The sequence below is a fragment of the Caulobacter sp. GW821-FHT09B11 genome (assembly GCF_059418205.1).
Map to the genome: position 1 here is coordinate 19,099 of NZ_JBWKPK010000003.1, position 23,612 is coordinate 42,710.

18 protein-coding genes are annotated in these 23,612 nt (G+C 70.0%); 8 read left to right on the forward strand and 10 right to left on the reverse strand.

Annotated features, from left to right (window positions below; translation table 11 throughout):
- Positions 1–3: 3 nt before the first annotated feature.
- From AC07N1_RS02505 to AC07N1_RS02515, 3 genes are read left to right on the forward strand one after another with little or no spacing between them, the layout of a single operon-like run.
- Positions 4–651, forward strand: a complete 648-nt coding sequence (locus AC07N1_RS02505) for a glutathione S-transferase family protein (protein ID WP_494670343.1) — start codon at positions 4–6, stop codon at positions 649–651.
- Between the two features lie 45 nt (positions 652–696).
- On the forward strand, positions 697–1,803 hold the full coding sequence (locus AC07N1_RS02510; RefSeq protein WP_494670344.1) for an LLM class flavin-dependent oxidoreductase: 1,107 nt from the start codon (positions 697–699) through the stop codon (positions 1,801–1,803).
- Positions 1,803–2,327 (forward strand): flavin reductase family protein, encoded by a 525-nt coding sequence (locus AC07N1_RS02515; protein WP_494670345.1) that lies wholly within the window; start codon positions 1,803–1,805, stop codon positions 2,325–2,327. Before AC07N1_RS02510 ends, AC07N1_RS02515 begins: the two co-directional genes overlap by 1 nt.
- Before the next feature lie 230 nt (positions 2,328–2,557).
- On the opposite strand, the gene AC07N1_RS02520 is transcribed toward AC07N1_RS02515, so the two are convergent.
- Positions 2,558–3,874 carry an O-acetylhomoserine aminocarboxypropyltransferase/cysteine synthase family protein gene (locus AC07N1_RS02520; protein WP_494670346.1) on the reverse strand — a complete coding sequence of 439 codons (1,317 nt, stop codon included), beginning with the start codon at positions 3,872–3,874 and terminating at the stop codon, positions 2,558–2,560.
- Between the two features lie 502 nt (positions 3,875–4,376).
- Here AC07N1_RS02520 and AC07N1_RS02525 point away from each other — a divergent pair.
- The 4 genes from AC07N1_RS02525 to AC07N1_RS02540 all read left to right on the forward strand — a co-directional run bounded on the left by AC07N1_RS02525 (position 4,377) and on the right by AC07N1_RS02540 (position 9,421).
- Positions 4,377–5,963, forward strand: a complete 1,587-nt coding sequence (locus AC07N1_RS02525; RefSeq protein ID WP_494670347.1) for a flavin monoamine oxidase family protein — start codon at positions 4,377–4,379, stop codon at positions 5,961–5,963.
- Positions 5,960–6,436 carry a RidA family protein gene (locus AC07N1_RS02530; RefSeq protein WP_494670348.1) on the forward strand — a complete coding sequence of 159 codons (477 nt, stop codon included), beginning with the start codon at positions 5,960–5,962 and terminating at the stop codon, positions 6,434–6,436. Before AC07N1_RS02525 ends, AC07N1_RS02530 begins: the two co-directional genes overlap by 4 nt.
- Positions 6,437–6,536: 100 nt before the next feature.
- Positions 6,537–8,978, forward strand: a complete 2,442-nt coding sequence (locus tag AC07N1_RS02535; protein WP_494670349.1) for a TonB-dependent receptor plug domain-containing protein — start codon at positions 6,537–6,539, stop codon at positions 8,976–8,978.
- Positions 8,979–9,112: 134 nt separating this feature from the next.
- A complete protein-coding gene (locus AC07N1_RS02540; protein WP_494604016.1) occupies positions 9,113–9,421 on the forward strand; it encodes a UBP-type zinc finger domain-containing protein in 309 nt (102 codons plus the stop codon).
- 170 nt (positions 9,422–9,591) lie between these two features.
- On the opposite strand, the gene AC07N1_RS02545 is transcribed toward AC07N1_RS02540, so the two are convergent.
- The 4 genes from AC07N1_RS02545 to AC07N1_RS02560 form a co-directional block, all read right to left on the reverse strand.
- Entirely contained in the window at positions 9,592–11,247 is a 1,656-nt protein-coding gene (locus tag AC07N1_RS02545) for an FAD-dependent oxidoreductase (RefSeq protein WP_494670350.1), read from the reverse strand.
- Between the two features lie 23 nt (positions 11,248–11,270).
- Positions 11,271–11,408: a hypothetical protein gene (locus AC07N1_RS02550; protein WP_494670351.1), complete on the reverse strand. Its 138-nt coding sequence runs from the start codon at positions 11,406–11,408 to the stop codon at positions 11,271–11,273.
- A gap of 63 nt (positions 11,409–11,471) precedes the next feature.
- Positions 11,472–11,993, reverse strand: coding sequence for a Dps family protein (locus tag AC07N1_RS02555; RefSeq protein WP_494670352.1), 522 nt, complete (start codon positions 11,991–11,993; stop codon positions 11,472–11,474).
- A 217-nt stretch (positions 11,994–12,210) separates the two neighbouring features.
- Entirely contained in the window at positions 12,211–12,795 is a 585-nt protein-coding gene (locus tag AC07N1_RS02560; RefSeq protein WP_494670353.1) for a helix-turn-helix transcriptional regulator, read from the reverse strand.
- 161 nt (positions 12,796–12,956) lie between these two features.
- Here AC07N1_RS02560 and AC07N1_RS02565 point away from each other — a divergent pair, with 161 nt between their 5' ends.
- Complete coding sequence (locus AC07N1_RS02565; protein ID WP_494670354.1) at positions 12,957–14,489, forward strand: sensor histidine kinase; 1,533 nt, start codon at positions 12,957–12,959, stop codon at positions 14,487–14,489.
- Between the two features lie 173 nt (positions 14,490–14,662).
- On the opposite strand, the gene AC07N1_RS02570 is transcribed toward AC07N1_RS02565, so the two are convergent.
- The 5 genes from AC07N1_RS02570 to AC07N1_RS02590 form a co-directional block, all read right to left on the reverse strand.
- Positions 14,663–15,310: a response regulator transcription factor gene (locus AC07N1_RS02570; RefSeq protein WP_494670355.1), complete on the reverse strand. Its 648-nt coding sequence runs from the start codon at positions 15,308–15,310 to the stop codon at positions 14,663–14,665.
- A 57-nt stretch (positions 15,311–15,367) separates the two neighbouring features.
- The gene (locus AC07N1_RS02575; RefSeq protein WP_494670356.1) at positions 15,368–15,730 is read right to left on the reverse strand and encodes a response regulator transcription factor; all 363 of its coding nucleotides are present in this window, start codon (positions 15,728–15,730) and stop codon (positions 15,368–15,370) included.
- A gap of 99 nt (positions 15,731–15,829) precedes the next feature.
- The gene (locus AC07N1_RS02580) at positions 15,830–18,124 is read right to left on the reverse strand and encodes an acyl-CoA dehydrogenase (RefSeq protein ID WP_494670357.1); all 2,295 of its coding nucleotides are present in this window, start codon (positions 18,122–18,124) and stop codon (positions 15,830–15,832) included.
- A gap of 334 nt (positions 18,125–18,458) precedes the next feature.
- On the reverse strand, positions 18,459–19,688 hold the full coding sequence (locus AC07N1_RS02585) for a pectate lyase family protein (RefSeq protein WP_494670358.1): 1,230 nt from the start codon (positions 19,686–19,688) through the stop codon (positions 18,459–18,461).
- Positions 19,689–20,001: 313 nt separating this feature from the next.
- The gene (locus AC07N1_RS02590) at positions 20,002–23,466 is read right to left on the reverse strand and encodes a TonB-dependent receptor domain-containing protein (RefSeq protein ID WP_494670359.1); all 3,465 of its coding nucleotides are present in this window, start codon (positions 23,464–23,466) and stop codon (positions 20,002–20,004) included.
- Positions 23,467–23,612: the final 146 nt, after the last annotated feature.

The following is a 23,612-nucleotide window of genomic DNA, read 5'->3' on the forward strand; positions in this document are numbered from 1 at the left end:
GCCATGCCCCTGACCCTCTACATCGCTCCCGGCAGCTCGTCCCTGGCCCCGCTCGTGGCCCTGGAGGAGATCGGCGTCGCCTATGACGTTCACCGCCTGGATCTCGCCGCCGGCGACCAGCGCAAGCCCGACTATCTGAAGGTCAATCCCAAGGGCCGGGTGCCGACCCTGGCGGTCGACGGCGAGCCCGTCACCGAAGTCCTCGCGATCCTGACCTACCTGGCCCACCGCTACCCGCACAGCGAACTGCTGCCGCTGCTGGAGCCGCTGAAGCTGGCCCACGCCTACGAGGTGATGAGCTGGTTCGCCAGCACCGTGCACGTTGCCTTCGCCCAGATCGCCCGGCCCGAGCGCTACGCCGACGACGAGGCGGTGAAGGCCGCCCTGGCCACGCCGGGCGAGGCCCGCTTCGCCCGCACCCTGGCCGACATCGAGCGCCTGGCCCAAGGCCCCGGCCCGTGGCTGCTGGGCGAGACCTTCAGCGTCGTCGACGCCTACGCCCTGGTGATCTGGCGCTGGGGCGAGCGCCGGCAGATCGACCTTTCCGCCTATCCCGCCTGGAGCGCCAAGGCCGCCCGCGCCTTCGCCCGCCCGTCCGTCGTCCGCGCCCTGCGCAAGGAGACGGCCCAGGCGACCACCCACGCCCACTGATCTCTCTTTCGTTTTCCCATTCTCGAACCCTCAGGAGCTTTCCCCATGAGCGTCGAATTCATCGGTATCATCCACACCCAGAACGTTTCCGAGATCCATCCGCCGGCCGGCCCGGTCATCGACGTCGACTATGTCGAGAAGATCGCCCGCGCCCATGACGAAGGCGGCTTCGACCGCGCCCTCGTCGCCTTCCACTCGACCGGCCCGGAAAGCCAGCTGGTGGTGGCGCACGCGGCCTCGGTGACCAAGAACCTGAAGTTCATGATCGCCCACCGGCCGGGCTTCACCGCCCCGACCCTGGCGGCGCGGCAGCTGGCGACGCTGGACCACTTCACCGGCGGCCGCGTGGCCGTGCACATCATCACCGGCGGCTCGGACGAGGAACTGGCCAAGGACGGCGACCACCTGACCAAGGACGAGCGCTACGCCCGCACCAGCGAGTATCTCGACATCGTCCGCGCCGAGTGGACCAGCGAAAAGCCGTTCGACTACAAGGGCGAATACTACCAGGTCGACCAGGGCTTCGGCGCCGTGAAGCCGCTGCGCGCGCCCCAGATCCCGGTCTATTTCGGCGGCTCGTCGGACGCGGCGATCCCGGTGGCCGGCAAGCACGCCGACATCTTCGCCCTGTGGGGCGAGACCCAGGCCCAGGTCGCCGAGACCATCGCCCGCGTCCGCCACGCCGCCGCCAAGCACGGCCGCCAGGTGAAGTTCTCGCTGTCGCTGCGCCCGATCATCGCCGACACCGAAGAAGCCGCCTGGGCGCGCGCCGACGAGATCGTGGCCAAGACCAAGGCCCTGCGCGAGGCCGCCGGCCTGCCGACCAGCGGCCACCGCCCGCCCAACGCCGGCTCGCAGCGCCTGCTGGACGCCGCCGCCGAAGGCTCGCGCCTCGACAAGCGCCTGTGGACCGGCGTCGCCGCCGTCACCGGCGCGGCCGGCAACTCCACGGGCCTGGTGGGCACGCCGCAGCAGGTGGCCGAGGCCCTGCTCGACTATTACGACCTGGGCGTCACCACCTTCCTGATCCGCGGCTTCGATCCGGTCGAGGACGCCATCGCCTACGGCCGCGACCTGCTGCCGCTGGTGCGCAAGCTGGTGGCCGAGCGCGAAGCCCAGCTCGAGGCCCAACCGGCGGCGGCGGCCGGCTGATGGCCCGCTACGACGCCGCGGCGGCGGGAGAAGCCCCGCCCGCCACCTTTACCGACGTGCTCGCGCACCTCGCGAGCGGCGTCGCCATCGTTTCCTGCTGGGACGGCGAGGCGCCGCGCGGCCTGCTGGTCAGCTCGATCACAGGGCTGTCGGTAGAGCCGCCGCGCTTCCTGTTCTGCGTGCGCAAGGAGGCGGGATGTCACGACGCTCTCCTCCGCCGCCCTTCCCTGTCGGTGTCGCTGCTGGCGGCCGACGACAAGGAGGAAGCCCTGCGTTTCGCCAGCGGGTCGCGGGCGGCCGAACGGTTCGCGCCCGAACGCTGGCGGCTGCACCCCGGCGCGCCGCCGGCCTTCCGGGGCGGAATCGCGCGGGCCGAATGCTTCGTCGACGCGGTGATCGACACCGGCAGCCACTCGGTCTTCATCGTCGAAGCCGAACGCTTCGCCTTCACCCCGGCCGCGCCCCTCGTGGCGTGGAACCGGGGGCTGGCGGGGTTGGGGCGCGCTGACACCACCCCTCAATAGACCGTCATCCCGGAAGCCTCGAAGAGGCTATCCGGGACCCAGGGGACTGGGCGCTGCGGCGGGGTTGTCCGCGCAGGCGGCGGCAGTCGCAGTGCGGTCGCCCATGGGTCCCGGCTCTTCGCTTCGCTACGGCCGGGATGGCGAAGTTTTTAGGCTAGAGTTTTGTTCTAAATGCAAAAAATCCCCGCCAGGCGATCCGCCTGGCGGGGCTTTTCTTCATGCGTAGCGGATCACTCCGCCGCGGCGGGCAGCTCCCGCGCCGAGGCCAGGGCCTGGTCGAGGTCGGCGAGGATGTCGTCGATGTGCTCCAGTCCCACCGACAGGCGCACATAGCCGTCGGAGACGCCGGTGGCCGCCTGGTCCTCGGCGCTGAGCTGGGAGTGGGTGGTCGAGGCCGGGTGGATGGCCAGGCTGCGCGCGTCGCCGATATTGGCCACGTGGTAGAACAGCTTCAGGCCGTCGATGAACCGCCGCCCGGCCTCGCGCCCGCCGGCCAGCTCGAAGCCGACCAGGCCGCCATATCCGCCCGACAGATAGCGGTCGGCGCGCTGACGGCGCAGGCCGTCCTGGGCCGAGGGGTGGATCACCCGGATCACGTCGGGGTGGTTGGCCAGATGGTCGGCCACGGCCTGGGCGTTCTGCGAATGGCGGGCGATGCGCAGCGGCAGGGTCTCCAGCCCCTGCAGAATCTGGAAGGCGTTGAACGGCGACAGGGCCGAGCCCAGGTCGCGCAGCAGCACGGTGCGGGCCCGCAGGATGTAGGCGATCGGCCCCAGCGGCTTGGCCGCCTGGCTCCAGACCGCGCCGTGATAGCTGGGGTCGGGGGTGTTCAGCGACGGCTGGCGCTCGGGATGGGCCTCCCAGTCGAAATTGCCGCCGTCGATGATGACGCCGCCGATCGAGGTGCCGTGGCCGCCGATGTACTTGGTGGTCGAATAGACGACGATCGCCGCGCCGTGCTCCAGCGGCCGGGCCAGCAGGGGGGCGGCGGTGTTGTCGACGATCAGCGGCACGCCCAGCTTGCGGCCGATGGCGGCGACCTCGGCGATCGGGAAGACCGTCAGCTTCGGATTGGGCAGGGTCTCGGCGTAGTAGGCGCGGGTGCGCGCGTCGGTGGCGCGGGCGAAGGCCTCGGGATCCTCCGGATCGACGAAGCGGACCTCGATCCCCTGGTCGCGCAGGGTGTTGGCGAACAGGTTCCAGGTGCCGCCGTAGAGGTCGGTCGAGCTGACGATGTTGTCGCCGGCCCGGGCCAGGTTCTGGATGGCGAAGGCGGAAGCCGCCTGCCCCGAAGCCACGGCCAGGGCGGCGGCTCCGCCTTCGAGGGCGGCCAGGCGCTGCTCGAGGATGTCGATCGTCGGGTTGCCGATGCGGGTATAGATATTGCCCAGCTGGCGCAGGGCGAAGAGGTCGGCCGCGTGGTCGGCGCTCTGGAACTGGTAGGACGTGGTCTGGTAGATCGGCGGGGCCACCGCGCCGGTGGTCGGGTCGGCCCGCCAGCCCGCGTGCAGGGCCAGGGTTTCGGGGTGCGGCTTGCGGTCGGACATCGGCTTCTCCTGAAGCTTTTTCACGTCGATAGCGAAAACGGCGATGCCGAAAACCTAAGCCCGCCGCCGCGCCATCCGCACGGCCGATAATCTCGCCGCCCGGGCAGAAAAACTCTCACCGAAGGTTGCGGCCGCGCCGAACACGCCCTGATGCTCAAGCCGTGCTCAACACGCCGAATGAGCCCCGCCAAACATCACCGATCGCAATAGAACGAACGCAATTACTCATAAGCCTGAACGTGACGAAAACTTATCATCGAGACAATTCGATAAGTCATAAAAATCAACAGCGAAGCAGACTTGTGAAGATTGGCCGGGAGAACAACGACAAGCCGCTGTAGTTTTTCTGAATACCGAGAGCGGTAGCCGGCGCCCAGCAATGGCCTTGGGAGCGACGCAAGCCGACGCTTCCTTCTTTGGCGACTTCCCCGCGTTCACTCATGGCCGCCGCTTCGGCGGCGGCCGCTTTTAGGGGGAGGTTCATTCAGGGGCGTTTCCGGTCTTGGTCAGTCGTCGTTCGTTCATCACCCGCGCGTTCTCCCTGGGCGGTTTCGCCGCCGGCTATGCGGCGCTCCAAGGCCTTGGCCTTACGTCCAGCGCCTTCGCCCAGGCGGCGCCGGACCTGCCGCGCGACTTCGGCAAGGGCCGCTCGGTCGTCGTGCTCGGGGCCGGGATCGCTGGCCTCGTCGCGGCCTATGAGCTGGAGCGCGCCGGCTTCTCGGTGACGGTGGTCGAGGCCCGCGAACGGGTCGGCGGCCGCAACTGGACGATCCGCGGCGGCGACCGCGTCGAGACGCTGGATCGCCCCAGCCAGACCGCCGGCTTCTCGCCCGGCCTCTATTTCAACGCCGGCCCTGCCCGCCTGCCCAGCCATCACCAGGGCGTGCTGTCCTACGCCAAGGCCCTGGGCGTGCCGCTGGAGGTGGAGGTCAATTCCAGCCGCAGCAGCCTGCTGCAATCCGACGGCGCCTTCGGCGGCAAGCCGGTGCAGCAGCGCCAGGCGATCAACGACCTGCGCGGCGGCCTGTCGGAACTGCTGGCCAAGGCCACGCGCGGCGGCGGCCTCGACCAGGAACTGACCGGTCCGGACAAGGAACGGCTGCTGGCCTTCCTGAAGACCTACGGCGACCTCGACGCCGGCGGCGCCTACAGGGGCTCGGAACGCTCGGGCTACGTCACCACGCCCGGCGCGGCCGACCAGCGGGGCGTGGCGCGCCCGCCCCTGCCGCTGCGCGACCTCCTGTCCGACGAGGCCCTGCCCTACGCCCTGTTCGAGGAGAACATCCTCATGCAGGCGACCATGCTGGAGCCCACGGGCGGCATGGACGCCATCCCCAAGGCTTTGCACAAGGCGCTGAAAGGACCGGTGCTGCTGGGCGCCGAGGTCACAGCCTTCCGCCAGACGCCGAAGATCGCCGAGGTGGCGATCCGCGACCGCAAGAGCGGCGCGGCCCGCAAGCTGACCGCCGACTATCTGGTGGTCACCGTGCCGCTGCCGATCCTGGCCAGGATCGCCAACGACCTGCCGGCCGAGGTCACAACCGCCATCGCCGGCGCCAAGTACGACAACGCCACCAAGGTGGCCTTCGACGCCCCGCGCTTCTGGGAGGCCGAGCAGATCTATGGCGGGCTGTCGTTCGTCGGCGGCGAGACGACCCTGGTCTGGTACCCCAGCGCCGGCTTCCACCAACCGCGCGGCCTGCTGGTCGGCGCCTACACCGTCGGCGCGCCCGCCCGCGCCTTCCAGGCCCGCAGCTTCGACGAGCAGGTGGCCCTGACCCGTGCGGCGATCGACAAGCTGCATCCCGGCAAGGGCCGCGAGCCGACCGCGCCGCTGGTCATCGACTGGAACCGCCAGGCCTTCAACCTCGGCCCGTGGATCCACTGGGAAGGCGACGGCAACGACCCGGCCGCCTATCGCCTGCTCAACCAGCCCCAGGGACGGATCTTCCTGTCCGGCGCCCACCTTTCGCAATTGCCCAGCTGGCAGGAGGGCGGCGTCGCCGCCGCCCGCCGCACGGTCGGCCTGATCGCCCAGCGCGTCCGCGCCGACGGGCTCACCCTTTCCCGAACGGAGACCCACCCATGATCCGCAAGCTCGCCTTCGCCCTTGTTCTGACCGCCGCATTCGCGGCGGGCGCCGCCGGGGCCGCTGAGATCCGTCGCGCACCGTCGTCCGGCGCAATCGCCATCACCCCGTCGGTGGCCGTGCCGGCCGGGACCGAACTCGTCTTCCTGAGCGGCGCCCTGCCGACCATCGCCGACAAGGCCAAGCCCGGCGACACCGAGGCCCAGACCCGCTCGGTGCTGGGCAAGCTGGAAGCCGCGCTGAAGGCCGAGGGCCTCACCCACGGCGACGTGGTCAAGGCCACCGTCTTCCTGGTCGGCGACCCGGCCAAGGGCGGCGAGATCGATTTCGCCGGCCTCAACAAGGCCTGGAGCGAGGTCTTCGGCACCGCCGCCCAGCCCAACAAGCCCGCGCGCAGCACGGTGAAGGTGGCGGGGCTCGTTCTGCCCGGCGCGTTGGTCGAGATCGAATTCGTCGCCGCCAAGGTCCGCTAAGGGACCCGCGACGCCCAAGACCCCGCCGCGCGACGGGGGCCGCTTTCCCGGCCGATCGCGCACCCTTCCCAACAATCTGAAACTTTCATCGGGGGATAAGATGAAAACCCAAATTCTGGGCGCGTCGGCGCTCGCCTTGTCGCTGGCGGTCTGGGGAACGGCCTTCGCCGATCCCGTCGCGCCGGAACCCGCGCCGGACGCGGCCTCGGTCGAAGGCGTGATCGTCACCGGCACCCGCCAGACCGGCGTCCGCGCGGTCGACAGCCCCGCGCCCGTGCAGGTGATCGCCGAGGACGCCCTGGCCCGCACCGGCCAGCTCGATCTGCGCCTGGCGCTCAGCAACCTGGTGCCGTCGTTCACCGCCCAGGCCTTCGGCGGCGACGCGGCCAACCTGACCCTGTCGGCGCGCCTGCGGGGGCTGAGCGCGAACCACACCCTGGTGCTGATCAACGGCAAGCGCCGCCACGGCACCGCCAACCTCGCCGTGCTGGCGGGCGCCTATCAGGGCTCGGCGGGGGCCGACCTCAACTTCATCCCGACCGCCTCGATCGAGCGCATCGAGGTGCTGACCGACGGCGCGGCGGCCCAGTACGGCACCGACGCCATCGCCGGGGTGATCAACATCATCCTCAAGGACGCCGACCACGGCGGCAGCGCCTCGGCCAGCGGCGGCGCCTACTACAAGAACGACGGCGAGACCTACAGCCTGTCGGCCAACGCCGGCTTCGCCCCGGCGCCCGGCGCCTATGTCAACGTGACGCTGGAGAACCGCTTCCACGACTTCAGCTTCAGCGGCAATCCCGACGCGCGCGTGATCTCCACCTCGGCGGTGACCGCCAATCCCACCTGGCCCTCGGCCCTGGCCGGCTATCCGTATGTGAACCAGATCGCCGGCGACGCCCGCTACCAGCTGAACGTCGGCACGGCCTCGGCCGGGTGGAAGGCCAGCGAGGCGATCGAGGTCTACGCCTTCGGCACGTACGGCGTGAAGAAGGCCACGGCCTACGAGAACTATCGCCTGCCCAACCGCCTGCCGGCCGTCTATCCGAAGGGCTTCAGCCCGCGGCTGGAGACGCTGGAGAAGGACGCCGCCCTGACCGGCGGGATCAAGGGCGAGGTGTTCGGCGGCTGGCGCTATGACCTCTCCAGCACCTACGGCCGCGACGACCACGAGGTGCGGGTGCGCAACTCGGCCAACATCCAGCTCTATAGCGACGCCGGCGCGACCCCGATCGACTTCCACGCCGGCGACTTCATCTTCAGCCAGTGGACCAACAACCTGGATCTCAGCCGCGAGTTCGAGGTCGGCTGGGCCTCGCCGCTGACGCTGGCCCTGGGGCTGGAACAGCGCAACGAGACCTACGAGATCAAGGCCGGCGACTACGCCTCGCGCTACAAGTCCGGCTCGCAGTCCTATCCGGGCTTCGCCCTGACCGACGCCGGCGAGCACGATCGCGACAGCTGGGCGGCCTATGCCGACGTGGCCGTCTCGCCGGTCGAGAACCTGAAGCTCGACTTCGCCGTGCGCCACGAGAAGTTCAGCGACTTCGGCTCGGCCGACATCGCCAAGCTGACCGGCCGCTACGACTTCACCCCGGCCTTCGCGGTGCGCGGCACGGTCAGCACGGGCTTCCGGGCGCCGACCCTGGCCGAGCTCTACTACTCGGCCACCAACGTCTCGCCGACCACCGCCTTCGTGCAGCTGGCGCCGGGCTCGGCCGGGGCCAAGCTGCTGGGCGTCGACGGCCTGGATCCGGAGAAGTCGACCAACCTCAGCGTCGGCATCGTCGCCGAGCCCCTGCCCCGCGTGTCCCTGACCATCGACGCCTACCAGATCGAAATCGAGGACCGCATCGTCGGCAGCGGCGCGCTCTACGGCAAGATCGGCGGGACGGTGGTCAACGCGGCCATCACCAATGCCATCGCCGCCAACGGCAACACGCTGGATCCGTCGGTCGGCACCACCGGCATCAACCTGTTCTCGAACGGCCTGGACACCCGCACCCGCGGCGTCGAGGCCCTGGCTGCGACCTGGACCGACCTGGGCGCGTTCGGGAAGATCGACTGGACCCTGGGCGTCAACGTCAACCAGACCAAGGTCACCCGCATCGCCTCCCCGCCCTCGGGCCTGGGCGGTTCGGTGCTCTACGACAAGGCGGCGATCGCGTTCCTCGAGCACGCCTCGCCGCGCTACAAGGCCAACCTGTCGGCGGTCTACACGAACGACCGCTGGACGGTGAATCTCGTCAACACCCTGTACGGCAAGGCCTGGGCCTACACCAACGTCAACGGGACCTACTTCAAGGACGAGATCAAGTCGCACCTGATCACCGACCTGGAGCTGTCCTATCGCGTCACCGACGGGCTGAAGGTGGCGCTGGGGGCCAACAACCTGTTCGACGTCTATCCCGAGGAGCTGAACATCGCCGGCACGGCCGCCTCGGTCGCGGCCGGCAATCCGGGGGTGGCGAAGTATCCCAGCTTCTCGCCGTTCGGGATCAACGGCGGCTACTACTACGCCCGCGTCACCTACGACTTCTGACGTCGGCCCCGCCCCGGACGCGGCTTGCGTCCGGGGCGGGATCGTCCGGAGCAAGCCGGGGCGAGATCGCGCAAGCACGGCGGCGGACTTGGGTGCATGGTGGGCTCGACGCCCGCACCAGGAAGGCCGGTCCGATGAGCTGCTCGCACCTTTCGACCATCGTCGTCGTCACGCCCAGCGCCGACGGCTGCGAGGACTGCCTCAAGACCGGCGGCTGGTGGGTGCACCTGCGCCTGTGCCGGGCCTGCGGACACGTCGGCTGCTGCGACCAGTCGCCCGGCAAGCACGCCACCGGCCACTTCAAGGCGACCGGCCACCCGATCATCGAAGGCTACGACCCGCCCGAGGGCTGGGGCTGGTGCTATGTCGACGAGGTGTCGTTCGATCTGAGCGAGTACAAGACGCCGCATCCCCGGCCGATCAAGCGGTGGGTGGAGGGGTGACGACGAGCGTCTCCTTTTCCTCCCGTCATTCCCGCCCTTGTGGCGGGAACCCCTGGTTCAGCTGACACGTGAGAAGCAAGCGGACCGCCGGCGGTCCGCCCACTCCGCCCTTGCGGCGGACAGAGGGGTTCCCGCCACAAGGGCGGGAATGACGGGAGATAGGGAGCCCCCTACCGCGCCCGCGCCTCCTCCAGGTGCCGGTGGATGGCCGAGACCACGACCGAGCCCTCGCCCACCCCGGCCGCCACGCGCTTGATCGAGCCCGAGCGCACGTCGCCGACGGCGTAGATGCCGTGGCGCTCGGTCTCGTAGGCCGAGCGGGCGGCGGCGACGCCGCTCTCGCCGGTCAGCACGAAGCCCTGCTGGTCGAGGTCGAGACAGCCGCGCAGCCAGTCGGTGTTGGGTTCGGCGCCGATCATCACGAACAGGGCGCCGGCGTCGACGACCGTCTCCTCGCCCGTCTTGCGGTCGGTCCAGCCGATGCGGCGCAAGGTGCGGTCGCCCTCCAGGCGGGTGACCTCGCTGAACGGATGCAGGGTGATGCGGGCCGAGCTTTCGATGCGCTGGACCAGATAGTCCGACATCGTCGCCGCCAGACCCTCGCCGCGCACCAGCATGTGCACGTGGCCGACGGTGCGGGACAGGAACATCGCCGCCTGGCCGGCCGAATTGCCGCCGCCGACAACGACGACCGACTGGCCTCGGCAGAGGTCGGACTCCATGGCCGTGGCCGCATAGTGGATCGCCTGGCCGTCGAAGCGGTCGTAGTCCGGCACGTCGAGCTTGCGATAGCGGGCGCCCGAGGCGATCACCACCGCCAGGGCCTGCAGGGTCTGGCCGTCCTCCAGCTTCAGGCGGAACGGCCGGCGCTCGCAATCGACGCCGACCACGGCGCGCGACACCGCCAGCCGGGCGCCGAACTTCTGGGCCTGGACCTGGGCGCGGCCGGCCAGGGCCTGGCCGGAAATCCCCGTGGGAAAGCCCAGATAGTTCTCGATCTTGGAACTGGCCCCGGCCTGGCCGCCGGGGGCCAGCCCCTCGAGGATCACCGTCGAAAGGCCTTCGGAGGCCGCATAGGTCGCCGCCGACAGTCCCGCCGGACCGGCCCCCACCACGGCGACGTCGAACACCTGGTCGGGGTCGAAGCGCTCGGTCATGCCCAGGCGGTCGGCCAGGACGGTGGTCTCGGGATTGAGCATCACCACCCGGTCGGGCGTGACCACCGCCGGCAGGTCGCCCAGGGTCAGGCCGTGCCGGCCAAGGCAGCTGGAGGCGTCGGGGTCGTTGTCGACATCGACCAGCCGCAGGGGATAGCCGTTGCGCACGGCGAAGCGCTCGATGCGCAGGGTGTCGGGATCGTCGGGCCGGCCGATCAGCACGATGCCGACCTGGCCGTGATGCAGGAAGCCCATCCGCCGCAGGATGAAGGCCCGCATGATGATCTCGCCGATGTCGGGCTCGGCGGCCATCATGTGGGCGACGTCCTTGTGGGCGACGCGCACCACACGGCCGGGCGCCACCACCACCGCCCCGACCAGCAGGGCGCGGGCGCTGACCTGGTCGAGCTCGCCGCTGAACTGGCCGGGACCATGGACGGTGATGATCTCGTCGTCGCCAACCTCGCCGGTGCGGGTGATCCCGACCTTGCCTTCGAGCACCAGGAAGAAGTCGGCCCGCCGGTCGCCGCGCCGGAACAGCACCTGTCCGGGAACGACCACCTCCTCGGCGCCGTAGGTGGAAAGCCGCCCCGCCTGCTCCGGCGTCAGCACCGGGAAGATCTGGGCGGTGCGAGCGTAGGGATCGTCGGCGGCGAGCGGCTTGTTCATGGCCAGGACTCCAGGGGGCGGCTCTAGTGCGAGGAACGCGGCGCGGCGGAGTCTTGGACGAAACCGTCCGCATGGCCATGCGGCAGCACCGCGACGAAAGCCGCAAGGGCGAAAAGCGCGGCGGCGGCCGTACTGACGGCCAGTTTCTGGATGCCGGTCATGGCGGAAGCTCTCGAACGAGGGCCTGGACGCTCCCCGGGCGACCGGGGAGCGTCGCGGCGGGATCAGGCGCGGTCGCGGCGCCCGGCCTCGAACAGGAACCAGACGCGCTTTTCGGTCTCGTCGATCCAGTTCTCCAGCAGGCTGGCGGTGGCGATGTCGCCGTGCTCGTCGCAGGCCGAGTGGACGGCGCGCATGGCGGCGGCCAGGGCGCCGTTGTCGTCGCGCAGCTCGGCCAGCATGTCGTTCGGCTCGACATAGTCGGCGTCGTTGTCGAGCACGCGCTGGCTGCGGGCGATGTGGCCGATCGAGCGCAGGGTCGTGCCGCCCAGCTTGCGCACGCGCTCGGCGATCGGGTCGGTCATGGCGTAGAGCTCGTCGCCCTGCTCGTCGAACATCAGGTGGTAGTCGCGGAAGTGCGGGCCCGAGACGTGCCAGTGGAAGTTCTTGGTCTTGATGTAGAGCGCAAACACGTCGGCCAGCAGCGCGGTCAGGGCGGCCGAGATGTCCTTGGCGGCGGCCTCGCCCAGGCCCGTGGGCGTGGTCAGCGGGGCCAGGCGGCGCGAGCGGGCGGTTTCGATGTCCATGTTCTGTCTCCTGGAAGGATCGTCGGCGTCATCCTGACGCCGGATGGGAAGGATCTCTTGGCGATGCGCGGCGCCGGCTTGTACGGCCGCGCTCTTTCGGACGGCAGGGCCGGGACGGCGCCGCGATGCTGGGTTTCGACAAGACGTCCCGCGGCGGCGTGTTCACGCAGGGCGCATGCGCCACGAACCACCCTCGCCGAACGCTCCCCCCCTCGGCTCAGGCCCGCTTCAGCGAGCCCATGACCAGCACGCGGCCCCAAGGGCGGTTCTCGCGTCGCCAGGCGTGAGGGGTGCAGCCCGTGTGCCGGCGGAAGAGCCGCGTCAGATGGGCCTGGTCGGCCAGGCCGCAGACGGCGGCGATGTGGGCCAGGCTCTCGTCGGTCTCCAGCATCAGGGACTGGGCGTGCTCCAGCCGGCAACGCATGATCCAGGCGTGCGGGGTCTCGTCGGTGCTGACCTTGAAGGCCCGGCAGAAGTAGCTGGCGCTGAGCCCGACCAGGGCCGCCAGGGTCTCGACGTGCAGGCTGCCGTCGAGATTGGCCTCGACATGGGCGGCGACGGCGCGGATCTGCCAGCCGGCGAGGCCGCCGCGGGCCGGACCGCTGGCCCGGGCCGGCGAATTGGGCCGGAAGCTGCGCTCCTCGCGGGGACCGGTCAGCACCGCGGCCAGGCGATCGAGCATCGCCCGCGCCGAACCGATGTCGTCCTCCAGGGCGGCCCGCGCCTGTTCCAGCAGCCAGATCGCCTGGGGCGCGCCGGACGCGGGCGGGGCGACAGCTTGGGTCTCTATGGTGCGCAACATGGGTCCGGCCTCCTGCCGCCTCTGATGACCGCAACCCTAGAGAAGCCCCATGACATCGGGACACCGAACGGACGTAGGCCGGGCGTACCGACTTGGTTGGCCCGCCCCAGACCTTCGTATGGGGTCCCGGTGACGGCGGAAGCCGGGCTATGAAGTTTCCCATGCTCGCCCAGCCCTTTCCTTCGCCCAACAGTTCGCCGCTCGGACGCCGCCTGCGGCTGGGCGGCGCGGCCGCGATCGCCGCCGCCGTCTTCGTGGTCGACACCTTCACGCCGCTGTCGAGCGCGGTGGCGGTGCTCTACGTGCTGGTCCTGCTGCTGGTCGGCGAGGACCTGCCGGGCCGGCGGCTATGGGCGGTGACCCTGGCCTGCGCCGCCCTGGCCACGATCAGCTTCGCCGTCGCCCACGGCCACGCGCCGCAGCTTGGCCCCTCCCTGCGGCTGCTGGTCAGCCTGGCGGCGCTGGGCGTGGCGGCCTTCCTCACCGGGCGCAACCAGCAGGCCCGCCAGACCCTCAGCCTCAGCGAGGCCCGCTACCGGACGATCTTCAACACCCTGGCGGTGTCGATCTGGGAGCACGACTTTCGGCCGGCGAAGGCCGCGCTCGACGCCATCCGCGCCCAGGGCGTGACCGACCTCGCCGACCACCTGGCGCGGCATCCCGAGCTGGTGCGCCAGATCAAGGCGAGCGTGCGCATCACCGACGTCAACGCCACGGCCCTGACCATGATGGGCGTGACCGACAAGGCCGACTTCTTCGGTCGCCTGGACGAGCTGCTGCCCGAGACCGACGAGACCTTCGCCCAGTTCCTGGTCGCCTTCGACGCGGGCCGGGGCAGCTTCGAGACCGAGACCGTGGTGCGCAGCCGCACCGGCGAGCTGATCCCGGTGATCGTGGCCCTGAACTTCCCACCTGACGCCCGGGGGCTGGACCGGGTGCAGGCCTCGATCATCAACCTGACCGAACGCCGGCGGATGCAGGAGCGGCTGGACCGCGCCCGCGCCGAGCTGGAACACGCCCTGCGGGCGGCGACCCTGGGCGTGCTGTCGGCCTCGATCGCCCACGAGGTCAACCAGCCGCTGGCGGCGATCTCCAACGCCGCCGGCGCCGCCCAGCGCTGGCTCGACCGCGACAAGCCCGACCTCGACGAGGCCAAGGAGGCCGTCGCCGACGTGGTGACCGCCGCCCACCACGCCGCCGAGGTGGTGCGCGGCATCCGCGGCCTGATCGCCCACGCCCCGGCCGAGCGCGAGCCGCTGGCGGTGGACGGCCTGCTGGCCGCCTCGGCCCGGTTCGTGGCCCGCGAGGTCGCCGAGCATGAGGTCGAACTTGTCCTTGAGACTCAGGCCGGCGAGACGGTGGTCCACGGCGACCGGGTGGTGCTGCAACAGGCCCTGGTCAACCTGATGCTCAACGGCGTTCAGGCCATGGCCGGCGGCGGCGTGCGGCGGCTTTCGGTGCGCTCGACCCGCGAAGGCGACGAGGCGGTGATCGAGATCGCCGACACCGGCCCGGGCTTCGCGCCCGAAGCAGCCGAGCGGGCCTTCGACGCCTTCTACACGACCAAGTCCGGCGGCATGGGCCTGGGCCTGGCGATTTGCCACTCGGCGGTCGCGGCGCACGACGGCCGGATCGCGATTCTGCCGAGCGACGCCGGGGCGCGGATCGAGATCCGGTTGCCGGCTGTGGATTAGCCCGTCACGGCTTTCTTTCCTCCCGTCATTCCCGCCCTTGTGGCGGGAAACCCTCTTTCAGCCGCAAGAGCGGAGGGGGCGGCGTGCCGAGCACGCCGCTGGCGCTTCACGTGCGGGCGGACACAGGGGTTCCCGCCACAAGGGCGGGAATGACGGGAGGATGGGGGCTCGCTCTACCCCGCCGCCCGCTCGCGCTCCAGCGCCTCGGCCATGCGGACCAGTTCCGCGAAGGAGCCGGCCTGCATCTTCTTCATCAGGCTGCCGCGGTGGAGCTTGACGGTGATTTCCTGGAGGCCCAGTTCGCCGGCGACCTGCTTGTTGAGCAGACCGGTGGTGACCAGGGTCATGACCTGCTGTTCGCGCGGGGTCAGGGCGTCGAAGCGGGCCTTCACCTCGGCGACGTCGCGGGCCAGTTCGCGGCGCTTTCCGTCCTTGGCCAGGGCGGCGGTGACGGCGTCGATGACGTCCTGGTCGCGGAAGGGCTTGGCGAGGAAATCGACGGCCCCGGCCTTCATGGCCCGGACGGTCATCGGCACATCGGCGTGGCCGGTCATGACGATGACGGGCGCGCGCACCCGGCGGGCGGCCAGGGCTTCCTGGAGGTCGAGGCCGCTCATCTTGGGCATCCGCACGTCGACGAGGATGCAGCAGGCGCTGTTCGGCAGCGGCGCGTCCAGCAGGGCCTGGGCCGAGGCGTAGAGCGCCGTCTGCAGGCCGACCGACCGGAACAGCTTGTCCATCGAGCCGCGGAACAGCTCGTTGTCGTCGACGATCAGCACGGTCTGCACCGCCTCGTCCGCCTGCCGTTCCGCCTTGGCCATCCCCGCCTCCACCAAGCTAACCTTGGGGCCCCCGCCCCGTTTCTGACAAGCGCCGCCTCAGGCCTCGCCCAGCATCGTCTTCAAGCTGGCCTCGATCCGGTCGGGCGCGCAGGGCTTTTCGAGAAAGTCCCGGGCGCCGGCCGCCAGGGCCTGGTCGCGCATGTCCGGAAAGGCCGTGACCACGACCACCGGCAGGTCCGGATGGCTGCCCCGCAGGCGGCGCAGCAAATCGAGGCCCGAGATCTCGGGCATGTGGATGTCGGTGACGACCACGGCCCAGGTCTCCGGACCGGAGGCCAGGAAGCTCGCCGCCGAGCCGAAGACGCCGACCTCCAGCCCGAAGGAGCGGATCAACCGCGCCAGGCCGGAACGGACGAGGGCGTCGTCGTCGATGACGGCGATGGCGCGCCGGGGGGACATGGCGTTTCTCTAAGCACGCCCGGAACTTGGACGCTGACGGGGAAGCCTTAGCCCCCCGCCTTCGACCGCGACACCCATACAGTGGTTTAGGCGCTGGGCTCAGATGTTGGGCTGGGCCCCTTCGAAGCTGCGCGGCTCTCCCCGGTCGATCGGGCTCGGCGAACGCGGGGCGGCGTCGCTGTGGACAGGCGCCGGCGCGGCCAGGCCGTCGTGGGCGAAGTCGTCGACGGCGATGACCTCGGCCACGGCCTTATCGGCGGCGTCGAGGGCGGCGGCCTCGTCGGCGGTGATCAGTCCCTGCTCCCAAGCGACCCGGCGGTCGCGGATCTTGGCGGCCTTCAGGCGATCGTGGATCGGCTGGGTGGCGACCACGCGCTCGAAGGCGTCGATCAGCTGGCCGACCGCCTCGTCCTTGCCGCCGACATAGACGTTCTCGACCAGGCGGTCGCGGGTTTCGGACGGCTGGATCAGCAGCTCGGCGCAGGCGCGGGTGAGGTTGTCCGACGGCCCGCGACGACGGGCGCCGAACGGCAGGATGGCCGCGCGCAGCATCCACCCGGCCAGGCGGTTGGGCAGGTTAGCGAACAGCTCGTCGAAGCGCTGCTCGATGGTGGCGAACGCGGTGTCGGCGCACCAGTGCAGCAGCGGGAAGTCGGCGTCCTGGCGGCCCTCGTCCTCCCAGCGCTTCAGCGCGCCGGACAGGAAATAGAGCTCCGACAGGATGTCGCCCAGCCGCGCCGACAGCATCTCCTTGCGTTTCAGGTCGCCGCCCAGGGTCAGCAGGGCGATGTCGGAGGCCAGGGCGAAAGCGGCCGAGTAGCGGCCCATCTGGCGGTAGAAGCGGGTGGCCCGACCGGCGTCCGGAACCGGCGAGACCGCGCCCCCGCTCCAGCTGCGGGCCACGGTGCGCAGGCCGTTGCGAAGGCTGTGGGCGACGTGCTTCCAGAAGGCTTCGTCGAACCGGTCGAGGTCCTGCGCGCCGATCGCCAGGATCTCTTCCAGCATGAAGGGATGCGCGCGGATCGCGCCCTGGCCGAACACCATCAGGCTGCGGGTCAGGATGTTGGCGCCCTCGACGGTGATGCCGACCGGCACGGCGCGGTACTGGGCGCCCATGTAGTTGCGCGGCCCCTCGATGATCGCCTTGCCGCCGTGGACGTCCATGGCGTCGTTGACGACGATCCGCATCCGCTCGGTGGCGCCAGACTTCAGCAGGGCCGAGATCACCGACGGGTGGTGGCCCAGATCCAGGCCCGTGCAGGTCAGGCGGCGCGCGCCATCGACGAGGTAGGCGTTGCCGGCGATGCGGGCCAGACGCTCCTGCACGCCCTCGAACTTGCCGATCGGCACGTTGAACTGGCTGCGCACCCGGGCGTAGGCGCCGGTGGTCAGGGCGCTGAAGGCGGCCGCCGCGCCCGACAGGGCCGGCAGCGAGATGCCGCGCCCGGCCGCCAGCGCCGTCATCAGCATCTTCCACCCCTGCCCGGCCCGCTCGGCGCCGCCGATCAGAAGGTCCATGGGGATGAAGACGTCCTTGCCCCAGTTGGGGCCGTTCTGGAAGGTCTGGAAGGCCGGCAGGTGGCGGCGGCCGATCTCGACGCCGGGCGTGGTGGTCGGCACCAGCGCGCAGGTGATGCCGACGTCTTCCTCGCCGCCCAGATAGCCGTCGGGGTCGCGCAACTTGAAGGCCAGGCCCAGCACCGTGCAGACGGGGCCAAGGGTGATGTAGCGCTTGTGCCAGTTCAGGCGGACGCCCAGCACCTCGCGGCCTTCCCAGGTTCCGCGGCAGACCACGCCCTCGTCGATCATCGCCCCGGCGTCGGAACCGGCCTCGGGGCTGGTCAGGCCGAAGGCGGGCACCTCGCGGCCGTCGGCCAGGCGGGGCAGCCAGTGGTCCTGCTGGGCCTTGGTCCCGAAGCGCAGGATCAGCTCGCCGGGGCCGAGCGAGTTGGGCACCATGGTCGTCACCGCCGCCGACACCGAGCGGGTGGCGATGCGGCGGACGATCTCGGCGTGGCCGAAGGCCGAGAAGCCGAGGCCGCCGTATTCTTTCGGGATGATCATCCCGAAGAACTTCTGCTCCTTCAGGAAGGTCCAGACCTGCGGCGGCAGGTCACGGGTCTTCCAGGTCATGGTCCAGTCGTCGAGCATGGCGCAGAGCTGCTCGACCGGGCCGTCCATGAAGGCCTGCTCGTCGGGGCGCAGCTGGGGCTTGGGGAACGACAGCAGTTCGTTCCAGTCCGGATCGCCGGTGAACAGCGCCGCGTCCCACCAGGTGTCGCCGGCGTCGATGGCGTCGCGCTCGGTCTGCGACAGGGCCGGCATCACGCCTTGCGCCCACTGGAAGATCGGCCGGGTGAGGAGATCCCGGCGAAGGGAGGAGAAGCTGGTCATGACGCCCGCCTTGGTTACTGGTCGGGGGTCAAACGCGTTTCGAAGCCGGAGCGATCCTTGGCGGGTCAAGGAACCTCCCCCTCTGGGGGAGGCGATCGCGCAGCGATCGGTGGGGGTGTTTGCAAGGACGGCCAGCGCCTGGAAAGCTGAAACCGTCCCCCCACCGGCCTTCGGCCGCCTCCCCCACGGGGGGAGGTTCCGCTACGCGGCCCCCTCAGTCGCTCCGCGACAGCTCCCCCAGAGGGGGAGCATCTACGCGGCGTAATCCTCCCCCTATGGGGGAGGTGGCCAGGAGGGCCGGAGGGGGTCAGCGCGGAAGCTTCAGATCAGCGGCTCAATGGGGATAGCCGCCGACCTCCTGTTCGTCGTCGATCACGCGGCCTGTCCCATCCTTCACCTGGCGCAGGATGCGTAGGTCGATCGTGTCGCGATCCCAGGGTCTGGCGCCGGCCGTGGCCAGGACCGTCGCTTCGACCTTGGCGGCCGGCAGAGGCTTGAATCCCCTTGGCCACAGCGGCGCGCGCGCCAGCCGACGCACCTTCGGCAAGGGCGTCGTAGGCAGGATCCGCAGGTCAGGCATCGGCCTTCCATCCCCGTAGGTCGCCCGGTTGTCCCAGACGTAAAGGTCGAGGTCGCCCTGGCCTTCGACGATCAGGAACGGCAGGTCGGGCCGGGTCGAGGCGCCGCCCTTGACGACATTGCCGACCAGGGCCAACTGGCCGACCTGCCAGGCGCGGCCCTCCCATTCGGGGGCGTTCAGCGCGTAGTGCATGGCCCGTGTCCCTGGGTCGTAGACCAGGTTGTTGGCCGACACCGCGTGGACCGCACCCTTGAACAGCTGGTTGCGCTCCAGATTGTGGGCGTAGAGGTTGCCGACGATCAGAACCTGCGTGGCGTTGTCGTGGATCAGCGTGCCCTTGGAGTGCTCGCCCTTGACGTGGCTGGCGTGGGACAGGCCCTCGGCGACGATGTTATTGCTGAAGGTGATGCGGCGGGAGGTTCCGTTGCGCCAGGCCTCCACCGTGTCGCCGCCGTCGAAGCGCGGGCCGGAGGCCGAGAGGTTTTCGTCGGTGGCCCAGGCGATCGAGCAGTGGTCGACGACCACGTCATGGGCCTTCCAGCAGGTGATCCCGTCGACCTCCCAGCCGCTGCGGTCGGGGGCGCCGTCGCGGCCGGCGCGGACCCGCAGGTGGCGCAGGACGACGTCGTGGCTTTCCACCTGGATGCCGCCGCGGATGAAGGTGACGCCAGGCGACGGCGCGGTCTCGCCGGCGACGGTGAGGAAGGGCTCGCGGATGCGGATGCTCTTGCGGCCAAGGTCGATCACCCCGGCGACGTCGAACACCACCTTGCGCGGGCCGGCCGCCTCGACCGCGGCGCGGAACGAGCCTGGGCCGTCGGGCGCCAGGGTGGTGACGCGGATGACGCGGCCGCCCTCCCCGCCCCTCGCGCTGGCCCAGCCCGCGGACGCGAGGTCGGGCGCCTTGGCCCAGGCCGCGGCGGGCAGCAGCAGGCCGGCTCCGGCCAGGACGGCGCGCCGGTCGATCGGCATGAGGTCTTTCATCGTCAGCCCCTCTGGCTCGCACTGAAAAAGAAGCGGCGGAGGACCGCAAGGGTCCTCCGCCCAGGCCGCCTTCGAGCCCTGGGGGACAGCCGAAGGGGACGGCCGCCGCGCGGAGGGGCGCGGACGGCCAGTCTTTGGAGGGGAAATCTCCAACCCAACCGCTCCCCTCGTCGTCATCCCGGCCGTAGCGAAGCGCAGAGCCGGGACCCAAGGGCGACAGCAGTGCGCCGGCCCCTGGGTCCCGGGTCTGCGGCGCGACGCGCCTTCGCCAGGGATGACGAAATTCGAGAGGGCGGATCTGGAAAGAAGGTCCCTAGTACTTGTACCGCACCCCGATCCGATAGTTGGGGCCGCTGCCGCCGTAGGAGAGGATCACCGGGTCGGTGTAGGTGAAGCGCTCGGACTTCTCGTCGGTGATGTTCAGCGCCTCGAAGGTGATGGCGACCTGCTTGAGCGGCTGGTAGCGCATCGAGAAGTCGACGTTCATCGTCGATTTCGCCCCGTCGAACTCGTTGATCAGCGGGCCGTCGCAGGCCGAGCCGTTGGCCTGCAGGCCCGGGTCGCAGTTGCCCGAGGCGATCGGGTACTTGGTGTAGTACTCGTCGCGCTGGGCCATCGAGACGCGGGCGTTGAACTTCTTGGTCTCGTAATAGACCGTGAAGTTGACCCCCTTGGGCGAGGCCCCGAGCCACGGGCCCGTGCCGTAGACCGGGGCCTTGGTCACCGCGCCGGTGGTGGCGTTCACCGCGCCGGGATCCAGGATGTACTTCAGCTCGGTGTCGAGCTTGGTGACGTTGAACTGGACGCCGAGGTTCTTGAAGTACCAGGGCAGGAAGGTGAAATCCTGCTGGTAGCTGAACTCGAAGCCCTGCAGCACCCCGCCCGGCGCGTCGCGGACCTGCCGGGCCAGCATGACGTTGTCAGCGTCGATATAGGCTCGGCGGAAGACGTCGCCGCCGGTCTCGCCGGGGAACTGGGCCCGCAGCTGGGCGATGGCGTCGGCGTCGAGGAAGGCCGACAGCGGGGCCTCGTAGAAGACGGTCTGCGGGTAGGAGTCGATGTCCTTGCGGAAGTAGCCCAGGCTGATCAGGCCGCCCTTGGCGAAGTACCACTCGGCCGCCACGTCGAAGGCCTTGCCGCGGAACGGCGAGAGCTTGGGGTTGCCGACGGTGAGCGTGCCGCCGGTGACCGAGCCGTCGCCCGGGACGCTGACCCCGGTGATGGCCGGCGACAGGTTGCCCAGCAGCGGACGGGCCATGACCTTGGCGGCGGCGAAGCGGATGTAGAGATTGTCCCACGCCTCCCAGGTCAGGTTCCCGGACGGCAGGGTGTCGCTGTACTTGTTCTCGCCGGTGATGCGGCGGCCGGCCGTGGTCTCGCCGGCCGACTCGACCTCGGTCTCGGCCTGGCGCACGCCGATGTTGCCGAACAGGCGACGACCGCCCCAGACCTCGTAGTTGAAGCCGAACTGGGCGTAGTAGGCCAGGTTCTTCTCGGCCACCTCGAACGAGGCCGAGCGGTTGCGCTTCCGGGTGATGCGGAAGTCGCCGTACTTGTTGATGCAGTTGCAGGTGAAGCCGAAGACCTTGTCGAAGGCTTCCAGGCTGGGGGCGAAGAAGCGGGTCGTCGAGCCGGCCGGCACGTCGAGGCCCTGGCCGAACTCGATGACCTGGCCCAGCGAGGCGACGCTGACGCCGGCCTCCCTTTCGGTCGGGTTCAAGAGGTCGTTGTTGCGCTCGTACTGGTCGGTCGAGAACTCGTACTTGCGGCCGGTGATCCCGAACTTCAGGGTCCAGTGGTCGTCGACCTCGTAGGTCACGTCGCCCTTGATCCCGTTGTAGGTGTTCAGGGTGTTGCGCGTGTAGTTGCGCATGCCTGAGAAGCCCTTGACGATGCCCCACTTGGTGGGGTCGGCGGCGTCGAAGCCGACGTCGAAACGCGGCATGCCCTTGGCGCCCCGCTCGTCGAAGATGAAGGCCTCCTGGGCGTCCATGTAGTTGAACTCGACCAGGGTGCCCTGGTTCTTGTTCTCCGAGCGCGAGGCGCCGTAGGCGACCACGGCCTTGAGCTTGTCGCTGAACTCGTGGGTCAGCTCGGCCGAGACCTGGCGGAAGTCGGTGGTGTAGGCGCCGCGATCGGCGCCCGAGCGCCAGTCGACATTTCCGAGCTTCAGATATTCGGCGTTCTGGCCGACCACCTCGGCGTCGAGCAGCTTGACCGACGGACGGCCGATCAGGTCGCCGCGGAACGGCAGGGATGTGGCCGAGCCGACGTAACCGGGCGAGGACGGGTTGGTGTAGTACTCGTAGGGATCAAGATTGTTGGGATTGTAGCTGTAGGTGTAGCCGCTGACCGGCGTCTGGCCGAACATCTGCTGGCCGCAGTCCTGGCCGGGGTTGAGGTCGGTCTCGGCGGTGAAGGTGCAGCCGCCGGGATAGAGGGCGCGGCGCTGGGCGTCGGTCATGGCGCTGCCGGCCCGGGCCGTGGCGGTGGGGACGTTGGCCCCGTACTGGTAGCTGGCGTTGGTGTTGTTGCGGTTCAGGCCGACCGGCGAGAGCTGGTAGTTGGTGCTGACGCTCTCGAACCGCGAATAGAGGCCGTCGACCGACAGCTTGGTGCGCGGGCCGATCTCGAACTGGAACGAGCCGGTCAGGCCAAGGCGCTCGGTCTCGACGTCGCGCTGGGCGATCGAGGGCAAGGCGGGGAAGCGGATCAGGCTGTCGTTGCAGCCCGGCGAGGTCGGCGTCAGGGTCGCCACCGACTGGGCCGCGGTCGCCGCGCAGTTGGGATAGAGCTTGGCGTAGGCGGCCGGATCCGAGCCGGTCATCTCGGCATAGGCGGCCGGATTGGCCAGCGGGTTGTAGTAGTTGGCCGGATTGGCCTTGTAGGCGTCGAGCGCCGCGCCCGTCAGCGTGGTCGGGATCAGGGCGGTGAACACCGTGCCGGTGGGGGCGGCGAAGCCGGCGCGGCCGGGCAGCTCGTCGCCGGTCCAGGTCGAGCCGCGATAGGTGTAGTCCGACGAGCCGCCGCCGCGGGCGTAGGTGTCGTCCTCGGACGTGCGCTTGGCGTAGGCGGCCGAGAGCAGCAGGCCCATCCGTCCGTCGAACCAGCGGTTGGACACCAGGCCCGTGATGCGCGGGCTGTGCTTCTTGCCGTTCTGGTAATAGCTGTCCTCGGCCGACAGGGCGAAGGCGCTCTTCTTGTAGTCGAAGGGGCGGCCGGTGATCAGGTCGACCGTAGCCCCCAGCGAGCCTTCGTCGGCCTCGGCGGACGAGGACTTGCGCACCCGCACCGAGCTGAACAGCTCCGACGCGAAGGCGTTGAAGTCGAAGGCGCGCGAGCGGTTGGGGCTGGCGCCGGAGTCGTTGGCCGCGCCCGTCGACAGGGCCTCCATGTTGTTGATCCGTACACGGCTGAAGTCGCCCGACAGGCCGCGCACGCTGATCGTGCGGCCCTCGCCGTTGTCGCGGTCGATCGAGATGCCCGGCAGGCGCTGGAGGGACTCCGCGAGGTTGGAGTCGGGGAAGTCGGCGATGTCCTCGGCGTTGATGGCGTCGAGCATGACGTCCGAGTTCTTCTTGGTGTCGATGGCGCTGCGCAGGGCGGCGCGATAGCCGGTGACGACCACCTCGCTGACCTGGTTGTCGGTGATCGGCGCGTCGGCCGCGGGCTTGGCGGGCGCCTGGGCCAGGGCCAGCGCGGGGCTCAACAGCACCGCCAGCGAGACGCCGGCCAGAAGCCGCGTTCTAGGGGCCTTGGCCCCGTTCCGGATATTCATCTTGGTTTCCCTCCCAATATGGATCGCGCCTCTCGGACGCGTCGGATTTGGCGCGAGCGCTCCCGTGCGCCGCGCCAGGGGGCGTGGCGGCGGGAAGGCCGTTGCTGATCTCTTGGTGTCGTCTGCGACGGCCGGGGGCCGTCAGG